The sequence below is a fragment of the Branchiibius sp. NY16-3462-2 genome (assembly GCF_001594145.1).
Lineage (GTDB): Bacteria > Actinomycetota > Actinomycetes > Actinomycetales > Dermatophilaceae > Branchiibius.
Window position 1 is genome coordinate 632,710 of sequence record NZ_LVCF01000001.1, and the last position, 15,048, is coordinate 647,757.

The window sequence follows — 15,048 nt, forward strand, 5'->3', positions numbered from 1 at the left end:
CAGCATGGCCACCCGCGAAGTCACCGTCGGCGTCGGAGCCGCCGGACTGGCCACCGCGGACATGGTGCTCAACATCGGCCCGCAACACCCCGCGACGCATGGTGTGCTGCGGCTGCGGGTCACCCTGGACGGGGAGCGGATCGTCACGGCCGAGCCGATCGTCGGCTACATGCACCGGGGCGCGGAGAAACTCTTCGAGGTGCGCGACTACCGGCAGATCATGGTGCTGGCCAACCGGCACGACTGGTTGTCCGCGTTCAGTAGCGAGATAGGACTTGCCCTGCTGGTGGAGCGAATGCTGGGGATGGAGGTCCCGGAGCGCGCCACCTGGACCCGCACCCTGCTCGCTGAGCTCAACCGGGTGCTGAACCACCTGATGTTCGCCGGGTCCTATCCCCTCGAACTCGGCGCGATGACGCCGATCTTCTACTCCTTCCGTGAGCGTGAGGAGTTGCAGGCCGTCATGGAGCAGATCTCCGGCGGCCGGATGCACTACATGTTCAACCGGGTCGGGGGCCTGCGCGACGAACTGCCGGCGGGCTGGCTGGACAACGTGTCATCCGCTGTCGCGGCCGTGCGCCGACGCCTACCGGACCTGGAAGGAATGCTGCTGGGCAACGAGATCCTCACCGCCCGCACCCGCGGGGTGGGGGTGCTCGACCAGGGCACCATATCGGCGTACGGCGTGAGCGGACCCATCGCACGCGCCTCGGGCCTGGACGTGGACCTGCGCCGTGATCAGCCCTATTTGGCGTACGCCGAGTTGTTCGGTCCCAGCGGACCGGGCCGGGTCGTGACGCGGACCGAAGGGGACTGCTTGGCCCGCTTCGAGGTGCTGCTGGAGCAGATCCACGTCAGCCTGGATCTCGCGGACGCGTGTGTCGAGCGGTTGCGGTCGCTGCCGGCAGGACCGGTGAATCTGAAGCTGCCCAAGGTGCTGAAGGTGCCGGAAGGCACTGACTACCTCGCGACGGAGAACCCGCTGGGGTTCAACGGGTACTACCTCGTCTCGCGTGGGGAGAAGACGCCGTGGCGATTGAAGCTGCGGTCCGCGTCGTTCAACAACGTCTCGGCCCTCGCGCAGATGCTGCCCGGCCAGTTGCTCGCCGACATGGTCGCGATCCTGGGCTCGATGTTCTTCGTGGTCGGAGATATCGATAAGTAGTCGCTAGCCGGCCAGGTTTGCCCACACCACCCAGTTGCCCTCGAAGTGGCCGTTCTTGATCGGTGTCTTCGGATCACAGGTGATCAGTCGCAGTACTGGCGTCGCGCTACCGCTGTCCCACACGGTGCCGTCTTTGCTCAGTGTCGACTTGGGTTTCCCGGCTGATTTCGTGGCCACGAAGGTGACCTGGTCGCCGCTGCTGTAACGCACGATGATCTTGTCCCCGGGGACCACCTGCGGCAGGTTGTAGAACGAGTCAGGGATCCCGCCGTACGTGACGTGGCCGGCCAGGATCGACGCGCCGCGATAGCCGGGCAGCGCCCAACCGCGGTCGTTCAGGTAGCCGGCGACACCGCCTGGGGGCGCGAGAATCCCTTGCGGATCCACAAAGATCGGTATCAGCGACGCGTTGACGATGGTCGTGCCCGCCGTATTGAAGACGAACACCCGGGTCGGCGATCCCTGGGGCGCAGCAGTGTTGTGTCCGGACACTGCGGCGCCGCTTCCGTGCGACGTCGGTGCGCTCGCAGAGGGTGCTGACCCACCCGAGGCCGACGACGACGAAGCCGAAGAAGCCGAGGACGGTGAAGACGACGCAGGCTCCGACGACGATGCTGCGGCGCCGGTGGTCGGCGGAACGTACTGCGGAATCGACGGAGCGGCCACGCTGCCCAGAGTGGTCGCCGGGCTGGCGCTCTGGGACTGCGCACACCCAGCGGCGACGGACACGATGCCCGCCGCCGCCAGGGTGGCTCCCGCTACTGCGAGAACAGAACGCTTCGTCTTGTTACTGCTGCTCACGCTTCCGGCCGACGACGACCGCACCTCCAACAGCAACGACTCCGATAGCGGTCAGGCCAATGCCCGCGGCGGTAAGCATGTTGCTCCCACCGGCGCTGCCGACAGAACCGGTCTGCACCGTGCTAGGCGTGATCACCGGAGCAGCCAGCATCGTGAAGGTGGCCGAACCGGACACCGAGCCGACGACCTCGATCGAGTGCGTGCCGGCGGGCAGGCTGGTCGGGATCGTGCCGGAGTAGGTCAGCTTGCCGTTGGCGTCCGCGGTCAGGTTGCTTGCCAGCGTCACCGGGGTCGAGTGGGCCACGATCTTGATACCCGACTCGTTCGGCTTGAATCCGGCCGCGTTCAGAGTGAACGGGTCACCCGGGGCGTACGAGGGCTTGTCCAGCGACACGGTCGCGCCCGAGGGGTTCGAGGGGCTGGTGGGCGGCGCAGTGCTAGTGCTCGTGCTCGTGGACGACGAACCGCCGGTGCTCGTCGAGCTACCGGTCGACGTGGAACTGCCGGTCGACGTCGAGGTGCTGGTGTTCGTCGAGGTGCTGGTGTTCGTCGAGGTCGCGCTACCGGAGCCGGTCGACGTTGCGGTACCAGAGCCGGTCGACGTTGCGGTACCAGAGCCGGTGGAGGTCGCAGTACCGGTGCCGGTCGACGTGGCAGTACCAGTGCCGGTCGACGTCGAGGTGCTGGTCGAACCCCCCACCTGAATGCTGCCGATCTCGTTACTGGCACCACCGGTGCTGTACACACACTTGACGGGAATGCCGAACGGCGATCCATCAGCCTTGTAGCTGGTCAGGCTCGCGCTGAACTCGTTGACCGTGATCGGGTAGTTCCCGGGCTTGGTCGGCGCCGTAGCAGCCTCGCCCTTACCCGTGGCGACCGTGACCAGCCAACCAGCGGGCGCATTACCCGCCGGTGGCGCCGGCGGCACCTTCGTGAGCGGGATCGTGAGGTTGGCGTTGTAGGTCTTTCCGAACACGTCGTACGGCGCCACCGAAGTGCCGTCGACACTCACCTGCTCGAGGTTCCGCAACTGGTCCGAGGCAACCGATGTGGCTGTCACTGTGGCCGTCACCGTCGGAACCGGGATCTCAGCTCCGGGCTCGACCTGCGTCGGCGCGGTCGTCTTGACCTGCACACCCCACGTGCCCAGCGGCGTTTCCACGTTGAAGGGATATCCGGTGCAGGTGAACCACATGCCGGGGATCGGGTTCACGGCAGACGCCGATGGCGCAAGCACTGCCCCCAGCCCGAGCACGGCAGTGCCACTGGCAACGCCAACGATTCCGACGGCCGCGAGGGAGCGACGCATACCACCGGACGAGGTGCGGCGCGATGTGGTCTGTGCCATTGAAGATTCTCCTAGTACTGGTGCAGTATCTGCGAAGTTCCGCGAAACCTACTATTTAGTAAGGCTAGGCAGTAAACCTACGTCAGTGTGACGTAGATCGCAACGCAGCTACGCGGGAATCGCCGGAAAATCGTCTCCCTGCCGTTCGGCGTCCTCATCTTCCGGGGGCAGGCGGCACCAGGCCTGCACCACGAATCCACTGACGGCGACCAACGTGGCCGCGGCCGTCGAGACCAACGCCAGGATCAGCGGTGCGCGGTCGGCTCCGTTGGATACCCGGTCGATGTGGACCAGCACCTGCGCGAGGTACCAGCCGGCGAACACCGACCCAGCCAGTGCGCAGGCCTGCGCGGCGACCAGCGTTGCTCGTGATCGCTGCGGCGACGGCGGCGCAACGGCCTTCGGTGCGTGCAGGTAGCGCCGGATCTCCCACCCGGCCACCAGCACGGCAGCACCGATCATCAACAACACCACGACGGTGATCCACGAGTTGGTCGGCATCGAGTTGCCGTGCGAGGTCCACCACCGAAGTCCGAAGAAGGACAGCACCAGGACGACGCCGGCGCCGATCAGCGCATAGCGGATCCGGACGCCCTCGGACAGGTCGATCACCAGACACCTCCGGGCCAGTCCGGGCCCGGGCGAACGCCCTGCTCCGGCAGCGCTTCCAGCAGCGCCGCGACCGGCCGCGCACCCTCCGGGGTCAGCAAGGTGGCGTCCGGATCGGCCAGCAGCCACGGCTGGAGGACGAAAGCGCGCTCGTGCGCCCGGGGATGCGGCAACGTCAACGCCGGGGTGTCCGCCATCAGGTCGGCCACCTGGATCAGGTCGAGATCGAGACTGCGAGCGCCCCACCGGGTCTCGCGGACCCGACCGAACTCAGCCTCGATCCGATGGAGTTCGCGCAGCAAGGACGCAGGGGCCAGCCGGGTGCGAGCCAGGAGTACGGCGTTCAGATAGTCCGGCTGTTCCGGACCGATCGGGTCGGTCTCGACGAGCGGACTGACCCGCACGATCCGCAGACCGGTGATGCCGGAAACCGCTCGCACCGCAGCTGTCAGCGTGCCGAGGCGGTCCCCCAGATTCGCTCCGAGCGCGATCACGGCCGGCCGGTCAGTCTCGCGGCGGATGCTCACCGACGGTCCGCCGCCGTCGACGAAGTGGACCCCCGCGGGCGCATCCGGTTTGTGGATCGTCACCTCGACGGCCTCGACGCCGGTGTGGGCGAGGGCTGCGTCTGAGATCCGGGCGGCCAGCGTCTCGATGAGGTCCACCGGCGGGCCGGACAGGATGGCCACCGTCTCCTGGGCCACCTCCGCGTAGCTGACCGTGTCCACGAGGTCGTCACCTGCACCTGCCGTGGCGAGATCTGTCTCGAGAACCACATCAGCGATGAACCGCTGCGGCTGGGTCTTCTCGAAGTCGAGGACACCGTGGCAGGCGGTGACGGCGATGCCGTGCAGAGCGATCCGATCGGTCACGAGGACGCCACCGCCGCGACGACCTCGACAGCGGCCAGCGTGGATCGGGCATCGTGCACCCGGACCCCCCACACGCCTGCCTGCGCCAACAGCACACTGACTGCCGCGGTCGCCAGGTCACGGTCCTGCGCCGGCACCGGGTCGACGCCCCGGGCTCCGACCCGCTCGAGGAACCGCTTGCGCGAAGCACCCACAAGAACCGGCTGCCCGAGGTCGTGAAACCGGGCGATCGAGCGCAGCAGCCGCCAGTTCTGCGGTCCGGTCTTGGCAAAGCCCAGCCCCGGATCAAGCACCAACCGGTCCGGCAGCACACCCGCTTCCAGCAATTCGTCTCGACGCTGCCCCAACTCCCGCAGTACGTCCTCGACGACATCGTCGTACTGCGCGCGCTGCTGCATATCGGCGCTATGGCCGCGCCAGTGCATCGCGATCATCGGCGCCTGTGCTTCGGCCACGACCCGGACCAGGTCGGGGTCGGCCAATCCGCCGCTGACGTCGTTGACGATGTGCGCGCCGGCATCCAGCGCTGCCTGTGCGACCCGGGCCCGCATCGTGTCGATGGAGATCGGGACACCCGTGCCGGCCAGTGCCCGCACCACGGGTACGACGCGCCGCAACTCCTCGTCATCGCTGGGCCGACCGGCGCCGGGCCGGGTGGATTCGCCGCCGATGTCGAGCAGATCCGCACCGTCGGCGATCAGTTGATGACCCCGAGCAATCGCATCGTCGGCGGCCAGATAGCGGCCGCCGTCGGAAAACGAATCGGGTGTCACGTTCACGACACCCATCACCAGGGGCCGGTCGACCGGCCGGACCGGCAGCGCGCTGGTCACCGTCGCGGCGTCGCGATCAGGCTCATCGCCTCAGCCCGGGTCGCTGCACTGCGCAACTGACCGCGGACCGCCGAGGTCATGGTGAGCGCCCCGGGCTTCTTCACCCCGCGCATCGACATGCACAGGTGCTCGCACTCCAGCACCACCAGAACGCCCTGGGCACCGAGGTGCTCGACCAAAGCGTCCGCGATCTGGCTGGTCAGGCGCTCCTGCACCTGGGGGCGTTTGGCGTAGACGTCGACCAGTCGGGCGATCTTGGACAGGCCGGTCACCCGACCCGACTTCGCCGGGATGTACCCGACGTGGGCGACCCCGTGGAACGGCACCAGGTGATGCTCGCAGGTGGAGTACAACTCGATATCGCGCACGATGATCAATTCGTCGTGGGACACATCGAAGGTGCGGTTCAGGACGTCCTGCGGCTCCTGCCACATCCCGGCGAACTGCTCGGCGTACGCCCGCGCGACCCGACCGGGGGTATCCCGCAGACCTTCGCGGTCCGGATCCTCCCCCAGCGCCACGAGTAACTCCCGGACGGCCGCAGCCGCCCGATCCAGATCAACCTTCGGTGGGATTGACATGCCCGTTGCTGGAGCCGTCGACGAAACCACCCTCGGGGACCTCAACGATCACCTCGGCCGGCAACTTGTCCTCTTCCGGTTTCTCGCCGCGGGCGATGGCTTCCTTCTCCGCCGGCGTCATGACCGGCGGGCGGTCGGAGACCAGGCGTCGGTCGCTGGACAACCACACCTGACGCCGCGGCCGCTTGTGCACGTCCTTGAACAACACGGCCAGCGCGTCGGCGTTCAGGGTCTCCTTCTCCAGCAACTCCAGGACCAGGTTGTCCAGGATGTCGCGGTTGTCGTTGAGGGCGTGCCACGCCTCGTCGTGCGCGGCCTCGATCAGCCGGCGCACCTCCTCATCGACGGTCCCGGCGAGCACCTCGGAGTAGTCGCGCTCGTGGCCCATATCGCGCCCGAGGAAGACCTCGCCGTTACCGGAGCCGAGCTTGATCGCACCGATCCGCTCGCTCATCCCGAACTGGGTCACCATCTTGCGGGCCAGGCCCGTGGCCTTCTCGATGTCGTTGGAGGCACCGGTGCTCGGGTCGTGGAAGACGATCTCCTCCGCCACCCGGCCGCCCAGGGCGTAGGCCAACTGGTCGAGCAACTCGTTGCGGGTCGTGGAGTACTTGTCATCAGCCGGCAGCACCATCGTGTATCCCAGCGCACGACCGCGCGGCAGGATGGTGATCTTGCTGACCGGTTCGGTGTGGTTCATCGCCGCAGCGACCAGGGCGTGACCACCCTCGTGGTAGGCGGTGATCTTGCGCTCCTTGAGGCTCATCACCCGGGTGCGCTTCTGCGGTCCGGCCATCACCCGGTCGATCGCCTCGTCCAACGCGCGGTTGTCGATGATCTGCGCGTTGCTACGCGCGGTCAGCAGCGCCGCCTCGTTCAGCACGTTGGCCAGGTCGGCACCGGAGAATCCGGGGGTACGACGGGCCACGGTCAGCAGGTCGACATCGGGCGCCATCGGCTTGCCCTTGGAGTGCACCTGCAGGATGTGGTGCCGCCCGGCCATATCCGGCGCCTCGACCGCGATCTGCCGGTCGAAACGGCCCGGGCGCAGCAGCGCCGGGTCCAGGATGTCGGGCCGGTTGGTCGCCGCGATCAGGATGACGTTGGTCTTGACGTCGAAGCCGTCCATCTCGACCAGCAACTGGTTCAGGGTCTGCTCGCGCTCGTCGTGTCCACCGCCGAGGCCCGCACCACGGTGCCGACCGACGGCGTCGATCTCGTCGACGAAGATGATCGCGGGGGCGTTGGCCTTGGCCTGGTCGAACAGGTCGCGGACGCGGGAGGCACCGACACCGACGAACATCTCGACGAAGTCCGAACCGGAGATCGAGTAGAACGGCACTCCTGCTTCACCGGCGACCGCGCGCGCCAGCAGCGTCTTACCGGTACCGGGCGGGCCGTAGAGCAGCACACCCTTGGGGATCTTGGCGCCGACGTCCAGGAACTTCTTCGGCGACTGCAGGAACTCCTTGATCTCGTGGAGTTCCTCGACCGCCTCATCGGCGCCGGCGACATCGGCGAAGGTCACCTTCGGCATGTCCTTGGTCGCGAGCTTGGCGCGGGACTTACCGAACTGCATGACCCGGGAGCCGCCACCCTGCATCTGCGAGAGCAGGAACCAGAACAGACCCAGGAGCAGCAGGAAGGGCAACAGGCTCAGCAGCAGGCTGACGAAGACGTTCTGCTTCTGGGTGTCGTCATCGAAGCCCTGGGACGGCGGGTTCTCGTTGAGCAGGTTGACGATGTTCGAGCCGCGAGCGCTGATGTAGTTGGCCTGGACCTTCGTCAGGTTCGCGTTACCGTCGATCTCGACCGGCTTGGTCAGCGTCAGACTCATCGAGTCAGGCGTCAGTTTCGCGGACTCGACGTTCTTGTCCTTGATCTGCTCGATCGCCTGGGACGTGGTGATCTGGCTGTACCCGCCGACGCTGCCGACGCTGAACCAGATGACCCCGGCGACCACCACGAGCGCAAGCCAGAGCCCCGGACTACGGATGAGCTTCTTGAAATCCATGTACCTGCCGGGCTGTGCCCGATCCTCCCGGTCGGCGCGACCGGGGTCGCGACTGCCAAATCAAAACTTGTTCAGGACGCTACACGCCGCGGTGAATAGCAGCGAATGACGTCCATCATCGCCAACGTCCGGGGCGCCGTGGGTGTTCCGCCTGCTCCCCGAAGTACCAATTCTATGAATAAACGTGTGGCGCCAAGGTGCCGATGTCGCGCAGGTTGCGATAACGCTCGTCATAGTCCAGTCCGTATCCCACGACGAATTCGTTCGGAATGTCGAATCCGACGTACTTGCACTCGATCGCAACCTTGGCGGCATCCGGCTTGCGCAGCAGGGTACAGATCTCCAGCGAAGCCGGCCCCCGCGAGAGCAGGTTGCTGCGGATCCAGTTCAGCGTGAGGCCCGAGTCGATGATGTCTTCGACGATCAGGACGTGCCGGTCGTGGATGTCGGTATCCAGGTCCTTCAGGATGCGTACGACGCCCGAGGACTTGGTGCCCGACCCGTAGGACGACACCGCCATCCAGTCCATCGGCACACTGCTCGGCAACGCCCGCATCAGGTCGGCCATCACCATGATCGCGCCCTTCAGGACACCGACCAGCAGGACGTCCTTGCCTTCATAGTCGACGGCGATCTGGGCAGCGAGCTCCTTGAGCCGGTCGTGGATCTGCTGCTCGGTGTAGAGCACATGGTCGAGGTCACCGGAGATGTCCGAGGCATCCATGGCGCCTATTCAACTAGACGGGTCCGCCCCGGTGCGGGGCCGACCTCGATCTGCCCCGCCCTTCGGCTGACCCGAAGACCTCCCGGTACGTCGATCCCCACCTGGCCGTGCCAGTCACCCAAGAGCCGCTCGAGTCCGTCGATGTGCACCTTGGCGGTCTGCGGAAACAGCGCTCGCCACACGCGCCGCCGCACGGGTTCGACCAGCCCGGACAGGTCACCCACGGGCCACGGCGGCGCGCCCAGGGCAGCAGTTGCGGCAGCGGCCAACTGATCCAGGCCATCGGCATCGGATCGGGCCAGGGCCGCCGTACGGGACAGTCCGGCGACCACCCCGGGACCCAACGCTTCCTCCAACGCGGGTAGGACCTGACGGGCCCGCACCCGGGTGTAGCGCGGGTCGTCGTTGTGCGGATCGTCCCACCAGGTCAGCCCCTGCGCGGTGCACGCAGCCTCGGTCTGGGCGCGGGTGATGTCCAGGAACGGCCGCACCAGCCGGCGTCGCGGATCAAAGGTCGCCATCCCGGAGATCGACCGCAGCCCCGAGCCCCGGGCCAGCCCGAGCAGCACCGTCTCGGCCTGGTCGTCGCGGGTGTGCGCCAGCAGGATCGCGCCCGCGCCCAGGTCGCCTGCTGCATCGGCCAGGACGGAGTACCGGGCACTACGGGCCGCATCCTCGGGTCCGGTCCCCTCCTCCGCCACCTGCACCCGGACCACCAGCGCCGGCTCCAGGCCCAACTCGGCGCATTGCCGGGCGGCACGGGTGGCCACCTCATCGGAGCCGGGCTGCAGACCGTGGTCCACCACCACCGCCGCGGCCGGCACGGACAGCCGGGGCGCCTCGAAACCCACCGCCGCCGCGAGCGCCAACGAATCGGCTCCCCCGGAGCACGCCACGATCACTCGCTGTCCGGCTGCCCCGTCCAGCACGCGGCGTACGGCCGATCGGGTGGCGGCGACCGCGGGGTCCGGTCCGGGCATCGGGTCAGGAATGCACCCGCGCGACCCAGTCGGCGGGGTTCTCGATCTCACGCGCGGTCGGCAGGGTCTCCGGCGAGGTCCAGACCTCGTTGAAACCGTCGATGCCGACCTTCTCGGTCACGGCGCGCACGAAGATCGCACCGTCGCGGTACTGGCGCATCTTCGCGTCCAGCCCCAGCAGCCGGCGCAGCAACCGGTCGACCCCACCGGAGCCGCCGCGGCGCGCGGTGAACTTGCGACGGATCTCGGCGACGCTGGGCACGACCTGCGGCCCGACGTCGTCCATCACCACATCGGCGTGGCCCTCCATCAGCGACATGACGGCCGTGAGATCGGCCATCTTCTCGCGCTGCTCGGCGGTCGTCACGAGGTCCGCCAGACCGCCGCCGCCTTCGCGCAACAGTCCCGGCAGAGCGCGCGCGGCCTGTTGGACACGTTCGCCCAGCTGATCCGGATCAGGCACCAGATCCAGCATCAGCGCCCGGGTGCGCTCGATCATGTGCTCGCGCAACCACGGGACACCGGTCAACTGCACGCGGTGGGTCTCTTCGTGCAGACACACCCAGAGCCGGAAGTCGGTGGGGTCGGCGTGGAGTTCCCGCTCGGTGGCCACGATGTTGGGAGCGACCAGCAACAGACTCGGCGTGCCACCGGGCGCGATGTCGAACTGACCCAGCACCTTGCTGGCCACAAATCCGAAGACGGCGCCGACCTCGGCCGCCCCGACCTTGGCCGAAACCGCCCGGCTGACCGGGCCGGGCTGCTTCTTGGCGAAGACCTGCTCGATGACCGGATCAAGCAACGCGGACGTGGAAGCCAGGTTGATGTCGGTCCACACGGTGCGGTCGACGATCAGCACGGGCGATTCGGCGCTGGACGGCGAGGGCATCCGGGCCGTCTCCGCCACCGGGCCACGGGCGCGCTCTGCGGCGTCCCGCAGGTCCTCCACGGCGGCATGCGCCTCCCCCAGGCTGACGGCGGGGCCATCGGCGATCAACCGATGGGCGACCTTGCCCGCGGCGGACCAATCCACGAAGCTCACAGAGCCACCCTATGGGCTCACAGGGACACGACGGCGGCCACGACGTTGTCGATGGCGGCGCGGGCGCCGTAGGGGCCCTGTGACTGCGGCCCGTTGGTGATGATCGCGAACACCAGCAACTGACCACTCGTGGTGCGGACGGTGCCCGCCAGTGAGCTGACCCCGGTGAGGCTGCCGGTCTTGGCCCGCACCTCGCCCGCGCCGGCCGCGTTGGTGGATTGCAGGAACCGGTCGTCCATCGTGCCGTTCCACCCGCCGACCGGAAGCCGGCTCATGACCTCCTGGAACCGGATGTCCGCTCCGCTGGCACCCTTCTCCAGCAGGTCGGCCAACAGCCGTGGCGGAATCGTCGTGCCGTCGGCCAGTCCACAGACATCGGCGAGTTTGACCCCGGTCATGTCGAAGCCGCTCCGGGCGACGGTGTCGCGTACCCAGGCCGTCAGGGCCGCGTCGTCGCCGGCGACCCCCTTGCTGAACGCCGCTTGCCGCACCAGCGACTCGATCATCGCGTTGTCGCTGTCCTGCAGCGCCATTCCCAGTACGTCGATCAGCGGCGCGGACTGGACGGCGCCGAGCGTGGTCCCGGTCGCCGGGCCGCTCGAACCGACACCGGTAACGCTGATCCCTTGGGCGGTGAGGTTCTTGGCAAAGGCGGCCGTCGTCGCCTGCACCGGGTCGGCGACCGCCGGGATGCCGGCCTTCGCCCGCTGGGTCGACAGGCCCAGCATCGCGATCCGTGCGGTGTAGCCCATGCTCAGATAGGCCGGATCCCACGAGGGGACGGTGAGCGGGCCGGGTGCGTAGGCGGTGTTGACCGCCAGGACGACGGACTTCTGGCCCTTCTGCTTCAGTGCGGTCGCGACCTGCTGGGCCAGGTCCGCGAGGCCGGCGTAGCCGTTGACACTGTTCGGATCGCCCTTGCCCGGATTGAGCGCGGTGTCTCCCCCGGCGACCAGCACGATCTGGTTGCCGGTGCCGGCCACGACCTTGGTGGTGAGGCGCTGCTGCAGGCTCATCGTGTGCGAGACCGCCCACGCGGACAGCAACTTGGTGGTCGAGGCGGGTTCCATCGGAGTGCTGCCGGACTGGTCGAACAGGATCTGGCCGCTTCTGGCATCCCGGATCACGACGCCGGTCCTGTTGCCGAGCCAGGTGCTGGCCAGCGGCTTCTTAACGGCAGCGGCGACCTGTGCGGGCGTGATCGACGCGGCTGTGCTCGAAGGATCGGCAGTGGACGACGGGGAAGGTGAGGGAGGCGCGATGCTGGAGGTCGGCGTACGTGAGGCTCCAGGAGAGGTGAGCGGCGCGCGCGGCGCGTCGGCCAGCGTCAGGAAACCCGGCACCTTGTCGAAGATGTCCAGGGTCAGATAGCCCGCGAGCAGCACAAGGATCGCGACGACGCTGAGCAGCGCCTTGCGCATATCCCTCTCCTGCCCTGGCTTGGGGGCGGCCGCCCCGGTGCGTCAGACTGTCGGGCAACCCGCAGCGACCACCGGTCGCGACCCTACGTCAACGAGGCAGTTTCGATGAGCACCGACAGCAACGCCCAGCTTGAATTCGACGTCAGCGTGGAGATCCCGCGCGGGACCCGCAACAAGTACGAGATCGACCACGCGACCGGGCGGATCCGTCTGGACCGGCGCCTGTTCACCTCGATGGTCTACCCGACCGACTACGGCTACATCGAGAACACGCTCGGCGAGGACGGCGACCCGCTGGACGCGTTGGTCCTGCTGACCGACTCGGTCATCCCGGGCGCCATCGTCGAGGCGCGCGCGATCGGCGTCTTCAAGATGGTCGACGAGGCTGGTGGCGACGACAAGATCCTGACCGTGCCCGCGGGCGACCCGCGCTGGGACGCCTACAACGACATCGACGACGTGGAACCCTTCCTGCTCAAGGAGATCCAGCACTTCTTCGAGACCTACAAGGCGCTCGAGCCGGGCAAGTCGGTCGAGGAGGGTTCGCACTGGGTCGGTGCGGCCGAGGCACAGAAGGTCGTCGGCGAGGCGATCGCGCGGGCGCAGGCCGAGGGCTTCTCGACCGCCCGCTGGGTCGTCCCTTCTCACTGACGCGCCACTGATGCCGACCGCGCCCTACGGCTCCTGGGAGTCCATCGTCACCACGTCGATGCTGACGTCGCAGGGCGTCGGTCTGTCCAGCCCGATCCTGGACGGGGAGACGCTCTTCTGGCTGGAGTCCCGGCCCTCCGAGGGCGGCCGGGTCGGGCTGTGGCGGCAGGCTCCCGGGGGCGCGCCGGAACTCGTGGTCGCGGCGCCGTTCAACGTGCGCACCCGCGTGCACGAGTACGGCGGCGGCGCGTACGCCGCGCGGATGGGTGTCGTTGTCTTCTCCGACTTCGAGTCCGGCCGCGTCTACCAGGTGACCGACGACGGCCCGGTGCCGTTGACCCCTGGCTCCTCCGATTTCCGGTACGCCGACCTGCGGGTGCACGCCGGACGCGGACTGGTGCTGGCGGTGCGGGAGGATCATTCCGGCGGCGGCGAGCCCGTGAACACGCTCGTGGCACTGCGCCTGGGGCAAGAGGGCGCGGGCACGGTGCTGGTGTCCGGCGCCGACTTCTACTCCGACCCGCAACTGTCCGCTGACTGCGAGTTGGCGTGGACGCAGTGGGACCACCCGGCGATGCCGTGGGACGCGACCCTGATCCAGCGTGGCGTGCTGCACGATGACCTCACCGTTTCCGACGTGGTGCCGGTGGCGGGCGGCCCGGGCGAGTCGGCCCTTCACCCCCGATGGGCGCCCGGCGGTGACCTCATCTTCGTGTCCGACCGGACTGGCTGGTGGAATCTCTACGCACAGCGCGGCGCCTCGGTCATCGCGTTACATCCGGACGAGGCCGAATACGCCGGTCCGCAATGGGTTTTCGGCCTGTCGCCGTTCGTCGCGCTGTCGACGACCCACGTCCTGGCGGCCCGGACCTCGGCGGGCACCACCTCCCTCGTGGTCATCGAACGAGGGACCGGCGAGTCGATGACGGTGCTGCCCGCCGGGGGCACCGCCTCGCTGACGTCGTGGGGCGGCACTGCGGCGGCGCTGATCGCTGCACCGGACTGCTCGACACGACTGGCGACCATCGGTCTGGAGTCCGGGCAGTGGACCGACGTGCGGGTTGCGAGCTCGGAATCGCTTCCGCAGCAATGGGTTTCGCTGCCGCAGCAGGTCACGTGGACCAGCACGGTCACCTCCCACCCAGGCGACGTCCACGGTCTCTACTATCCACCGACCAATCCCTCCTGGGATGCACCTGCCGGGTCGCTGCCGCCGTTGATCGTCGAATCGCACGGCGGCCCGACGTCATCGGCCTCGTCGGCCTTCTCGTTGTCAACGCAGTACTGGACCTCGCGGGGCTTCGCGGTGCTGGACGTGGACTACCGCGGATCTTCCGGCTACGGCCGGGCGTATCGCGATGCGCTGCAGGGTAATTGGGGCGTTCTTGACGTGGCTGACTGCGCGTCTGGTGCGTTGGCGATGGCCGCGCAGGGGTTGGCTGACCCGGCGCGGTTGATCGTGCGCGGCGGCAGCGCGGGTGGCTACACGACGTTGCAGTCGTTGGCATCGACCACCGTCTTCAACGCCGGCGTGAGCTACTTCGGCATCGGCGACCTGGAGATGTTGGCGCGCGACACGCACAAGTTCGAGTCGCGGTACATGGATGGCCTGATCGGTGCGTATCCGGCTGCGGTACAGACGTACCGGGACCGCTCGCCGATCCACCACCTGGATCAACTGTCAGCGCCGATGCTCCTGCTGCAGGGTGCCGACGACAAGGTGGTGCCGCCGAACCAGGCGCAGGAGATGGCAGCGGCCGTCCGCGCGAAGGGTCTACCGGTCGCGTTGATCGTGTTCGACGGCGAAGGTCACGGGTTCCGCCGGGCCGAGACCATCACCGCCGCCACCGAGGCGGAACTCTTCTTCTACGGCAGGGTCTTCGACTTCTCTCCGGCGGATTCGCTGCCGCCGATCCAGATCGACAACCTGTAACCCGAGGACGACCTCGCCGCGCCGACCGGCGCGTCCCCTCTTGACATGAATGCCTCGTCAGGTTCTACTTC

At 67.9% G+C, this 15,048-nt stretch carries 14 protein-coding genes; 3 read left to right on the forward strand and 11 right to left on the reverse strand.

The features are described 5' to 3' along the window. Positions 1 to 4 precede the first annotated feature (4 nt). A complete protein-coding gene (locus AZH51_RS03080; RefSeq protein WP_291521158.1) occupies positions 5 to 1,165 on the forward strand; it encodes an NADH-quinone oxidoreductase subunit D in 1,161 nt (386 codons plus the stop codon). Between the two features lie 3 nt (positions 1,166 to 1,168). On the opposite strand, the gene AZH51_RS03085 is transcribed toward AZH51_RS03080, so the two are convergent. The 11 genes from AZH51_RS03085 to dacB all read right to left on the reverse strand — a co-directional run bounded on the left by AZH51_RS03085 (position 1,169) and on the right by dacB (position 12,393). Further along, positions 1,169 to 1,966: a class F sortase gene (locus tag AZH51_RS03085; protein WP_291521160.1), complete on the reverse strand. Its 798-nt coding sequence runs from the start codon at positions 1,964 to 1,966 to the stop codon at positions 1,169 to 1,171. Continuing rightward, positions 1,953 to 3,317 carry a DUF6801 domain-containing protein gene (locus AZH51_RS03090; protein WP_291521161.1) on the reverse strand — a complete coding sequence of 455 codons (1,365 nt, stop codon included), beginning with the start codon at positions 3,315 to 3,317 and terminating at the stop codon, positions 1,953 to 1,955. Before AZH51_RS03090 ends, AZH51_RS03085 begins: the two co-directional genes overlap by 14 nt. A 108-nt stretch (positions 3,318 to 3,425) precedes the next feature. Further along, entirely contained in the window at positions 3,426 to 3,929 is a 504-nt protein-coding gene (locus tag AZH51_RS03095) for a DUF3180 domain-containing protein (protein ID WP_291521163.1), read from the reverse strand. Beyond that, entirely contained in the window at positions 3,926 to 4,798 is an 873-nt protein-coding gene (gene folK, locus AZH51_RS03100) for a 2-amino-4-hydroxy-6-hydroxymethyldihydropteridine diphosphokinase (protein ID WP_291521165.1), read from the reverse strand. The genes AZH51_RS03095 and folK overlap by 4 nt, the downstream gene beginning before the upstream one ends. After that, entirely contained in the window at positions 4,795 to 5,631 is an 837-nt protein-coding gene (gene folP, locus AZH51_RS03105; protein ID WP_367188022.1) for a dihydropteroate synthase, read from the reverse strand. Before folP ends, folK begins: the two co-directional genes overlap by 4 nt. Further along, the gene (folE, locus tag AZH51_RS03110; protein ID WP_291521168.1) at positions 5,628 to 6,212 is read right to left on the reverse strand and encodes a GTP cyclohydrolase I FolE; all 585 of its coding nucleotides are present in this window, start codon (positions 6,210 to 6,212) and stop codon (positions 5,628 to 5,630) included. Before folE ends, folP begins: the two co-directional genes overlap by 4 nt. Next, complete coding sequence (gene ftsH / locus AZH51_RS03115; RefSeq protein ID WP_291521170.1) at positions 6,190 to 8,226, reverse strand: ATP-dependent zinc metalloprotease FtsH; 2,037 nt, start codon at positions 8,224 to 8,226, stop codon at positions 6,190 to 6,192. The genes folE and ftsH overlap by 23 nt, the downstream gene beginning before the upstream one ends. Before the next feature lie 172 nt (positions 8,227 to 8,398). Then, on the reverse strand, positions 8,399 to 8,950 hold the full coding sequence (gene hpt, locus AZH51_RS03120) for a hypoxanthine phosphoribosyltransferase (RefSeq protein WP_291521172.1): 552 nt from the start codon (positions 8,948 to 8,950) through the stop codon (positions 8,399 to 8,401). A gap of 5 nt (positions 8,951 to 8,955) precedes the next feature. Beyond that, a complete protein-coding gene (gene tilS, locus AZH51_RS03125; protein WP_291521174.1) occupies positions 8,956 to 9,930 on the reverse strand; it encodes a tRNA lysidine(34) synthetase TilS in 975 nt (324 codons plus the stop codon). Positions 9,931 to 9,934: 4 nt separating this feature from the next. Then, positions 9,935 to 10,972, reverse strand: a complete 1,038-nt coding sequence (locus AZH51_RS03130) for a zinc-dependent metalloprotease (RefSeq protein WP_291521176.1) — start codon at positions 10,970 to 10,972, stop codon at positions 9,935 to 9,937. Between the two features lie 17 nt (positions 10,973 to 10,989). After that, positions 10,990 to 12,393, reverse strand: a complete 1,404-nt coding sequence (gene dacB, locus AZH51_RS03135) for a D-alanyl-D-alanine carboxypeptidase/D-alanyl-D-alanine-endopeptidase (protein ID WP_291521178.1) — start codon at positions 12,391 to 12,393, stop codon at positions 10,990 to 10,992. Positions 12,394 to 12,498: 105 nt separating this feature from the next. On the opposite strand from dacB, the gene AZH51_RS03140 reads away from it, so the two are divergent. Beyond that, positions 12,499 to 13,044 (forward strand): inorganic diphosphatase, encoded by a 546-nt coding sequence (locus AZH51_RS03140; protein WP_291521180.1) that lies wholly within the window; start codon positions 12,499 to 12,501, stop codon positions 13,042 to 13,044. A 10-nt stretch (positions 13,045 to 13,054) separates the two neighbouring features. After that, entirely contained in the window at positions 13,055 to 14,977 is a 1,923-nt protein-coding gene (locus AZH51_RS03145; protein ID WP_291521182.1) for a prolyl oligopeptidase family serine peptidase, read from the forward strand. Positions 14,978 to 15,048 lie beyond the last annotated feature (71 nt).

Coding starts and splice junctions, on each gene's coding strand:
- AZH51_RS03080 (WP_291521158.1), top strand. CDS start 5: ATGGCCACCCGCGAAGTCACCGTCGGCGTCGGAGCCGCCGGACTGGCC.
- AZH51_RS03090 (WP_291521161.1), bottom strand. CDS start 3,317: ATGGCACAGACCACATCGCGCCGCACCTCGTCCGGTGGTATGCGTCGC.
- folE (WP_291521168.1), bottom strand. CDS start 6,212: ATGTCAATCCCACCGAAGGTTGATCTGGATCGGGCGGCTGCGGCCGTC.
- ftsH (WP_291521170.1), bottom strand. CDS start 8,226: ATGGATTTCAAGAAGCTCATCCGTAGTCCGGGGCTCTGGCTTGCGCTC.
- hpt (WP_291521172.1), bottom strand. CDS start 8,950: ATGGATGCCTCGGACATCTCCGGTGACCTCGACCATGTGCTCTACACC.
- tilS (WP_291521174.1), bottom strand. CDS start 9,930: ATGCCCGGACCGGACCCCGCGGTCGCCGCCACCCGATCGGCCGTACGC.
- dacB (WP_291521178.1), bottom strand. CDS start 12,393: ATGCGCAAGGCGCTGCTCAGCGTCGTCGCGATCCTTGTGCTGCTCGCG.
- AZH51_RS03140 (WP_291521180.1), top strand. CDS start 12,499: ATGAGCACCGACAGCAACGCCCAGCTTGAATTCGACGTCAGCGTGGAG.
- AZH51_RS03145 (WP_291521182.1), top strand. CDS start 13,055: ATGCCGACCGCGCCCTACGGCTCCTGGGAGTCCATCGTCACCACGTCG.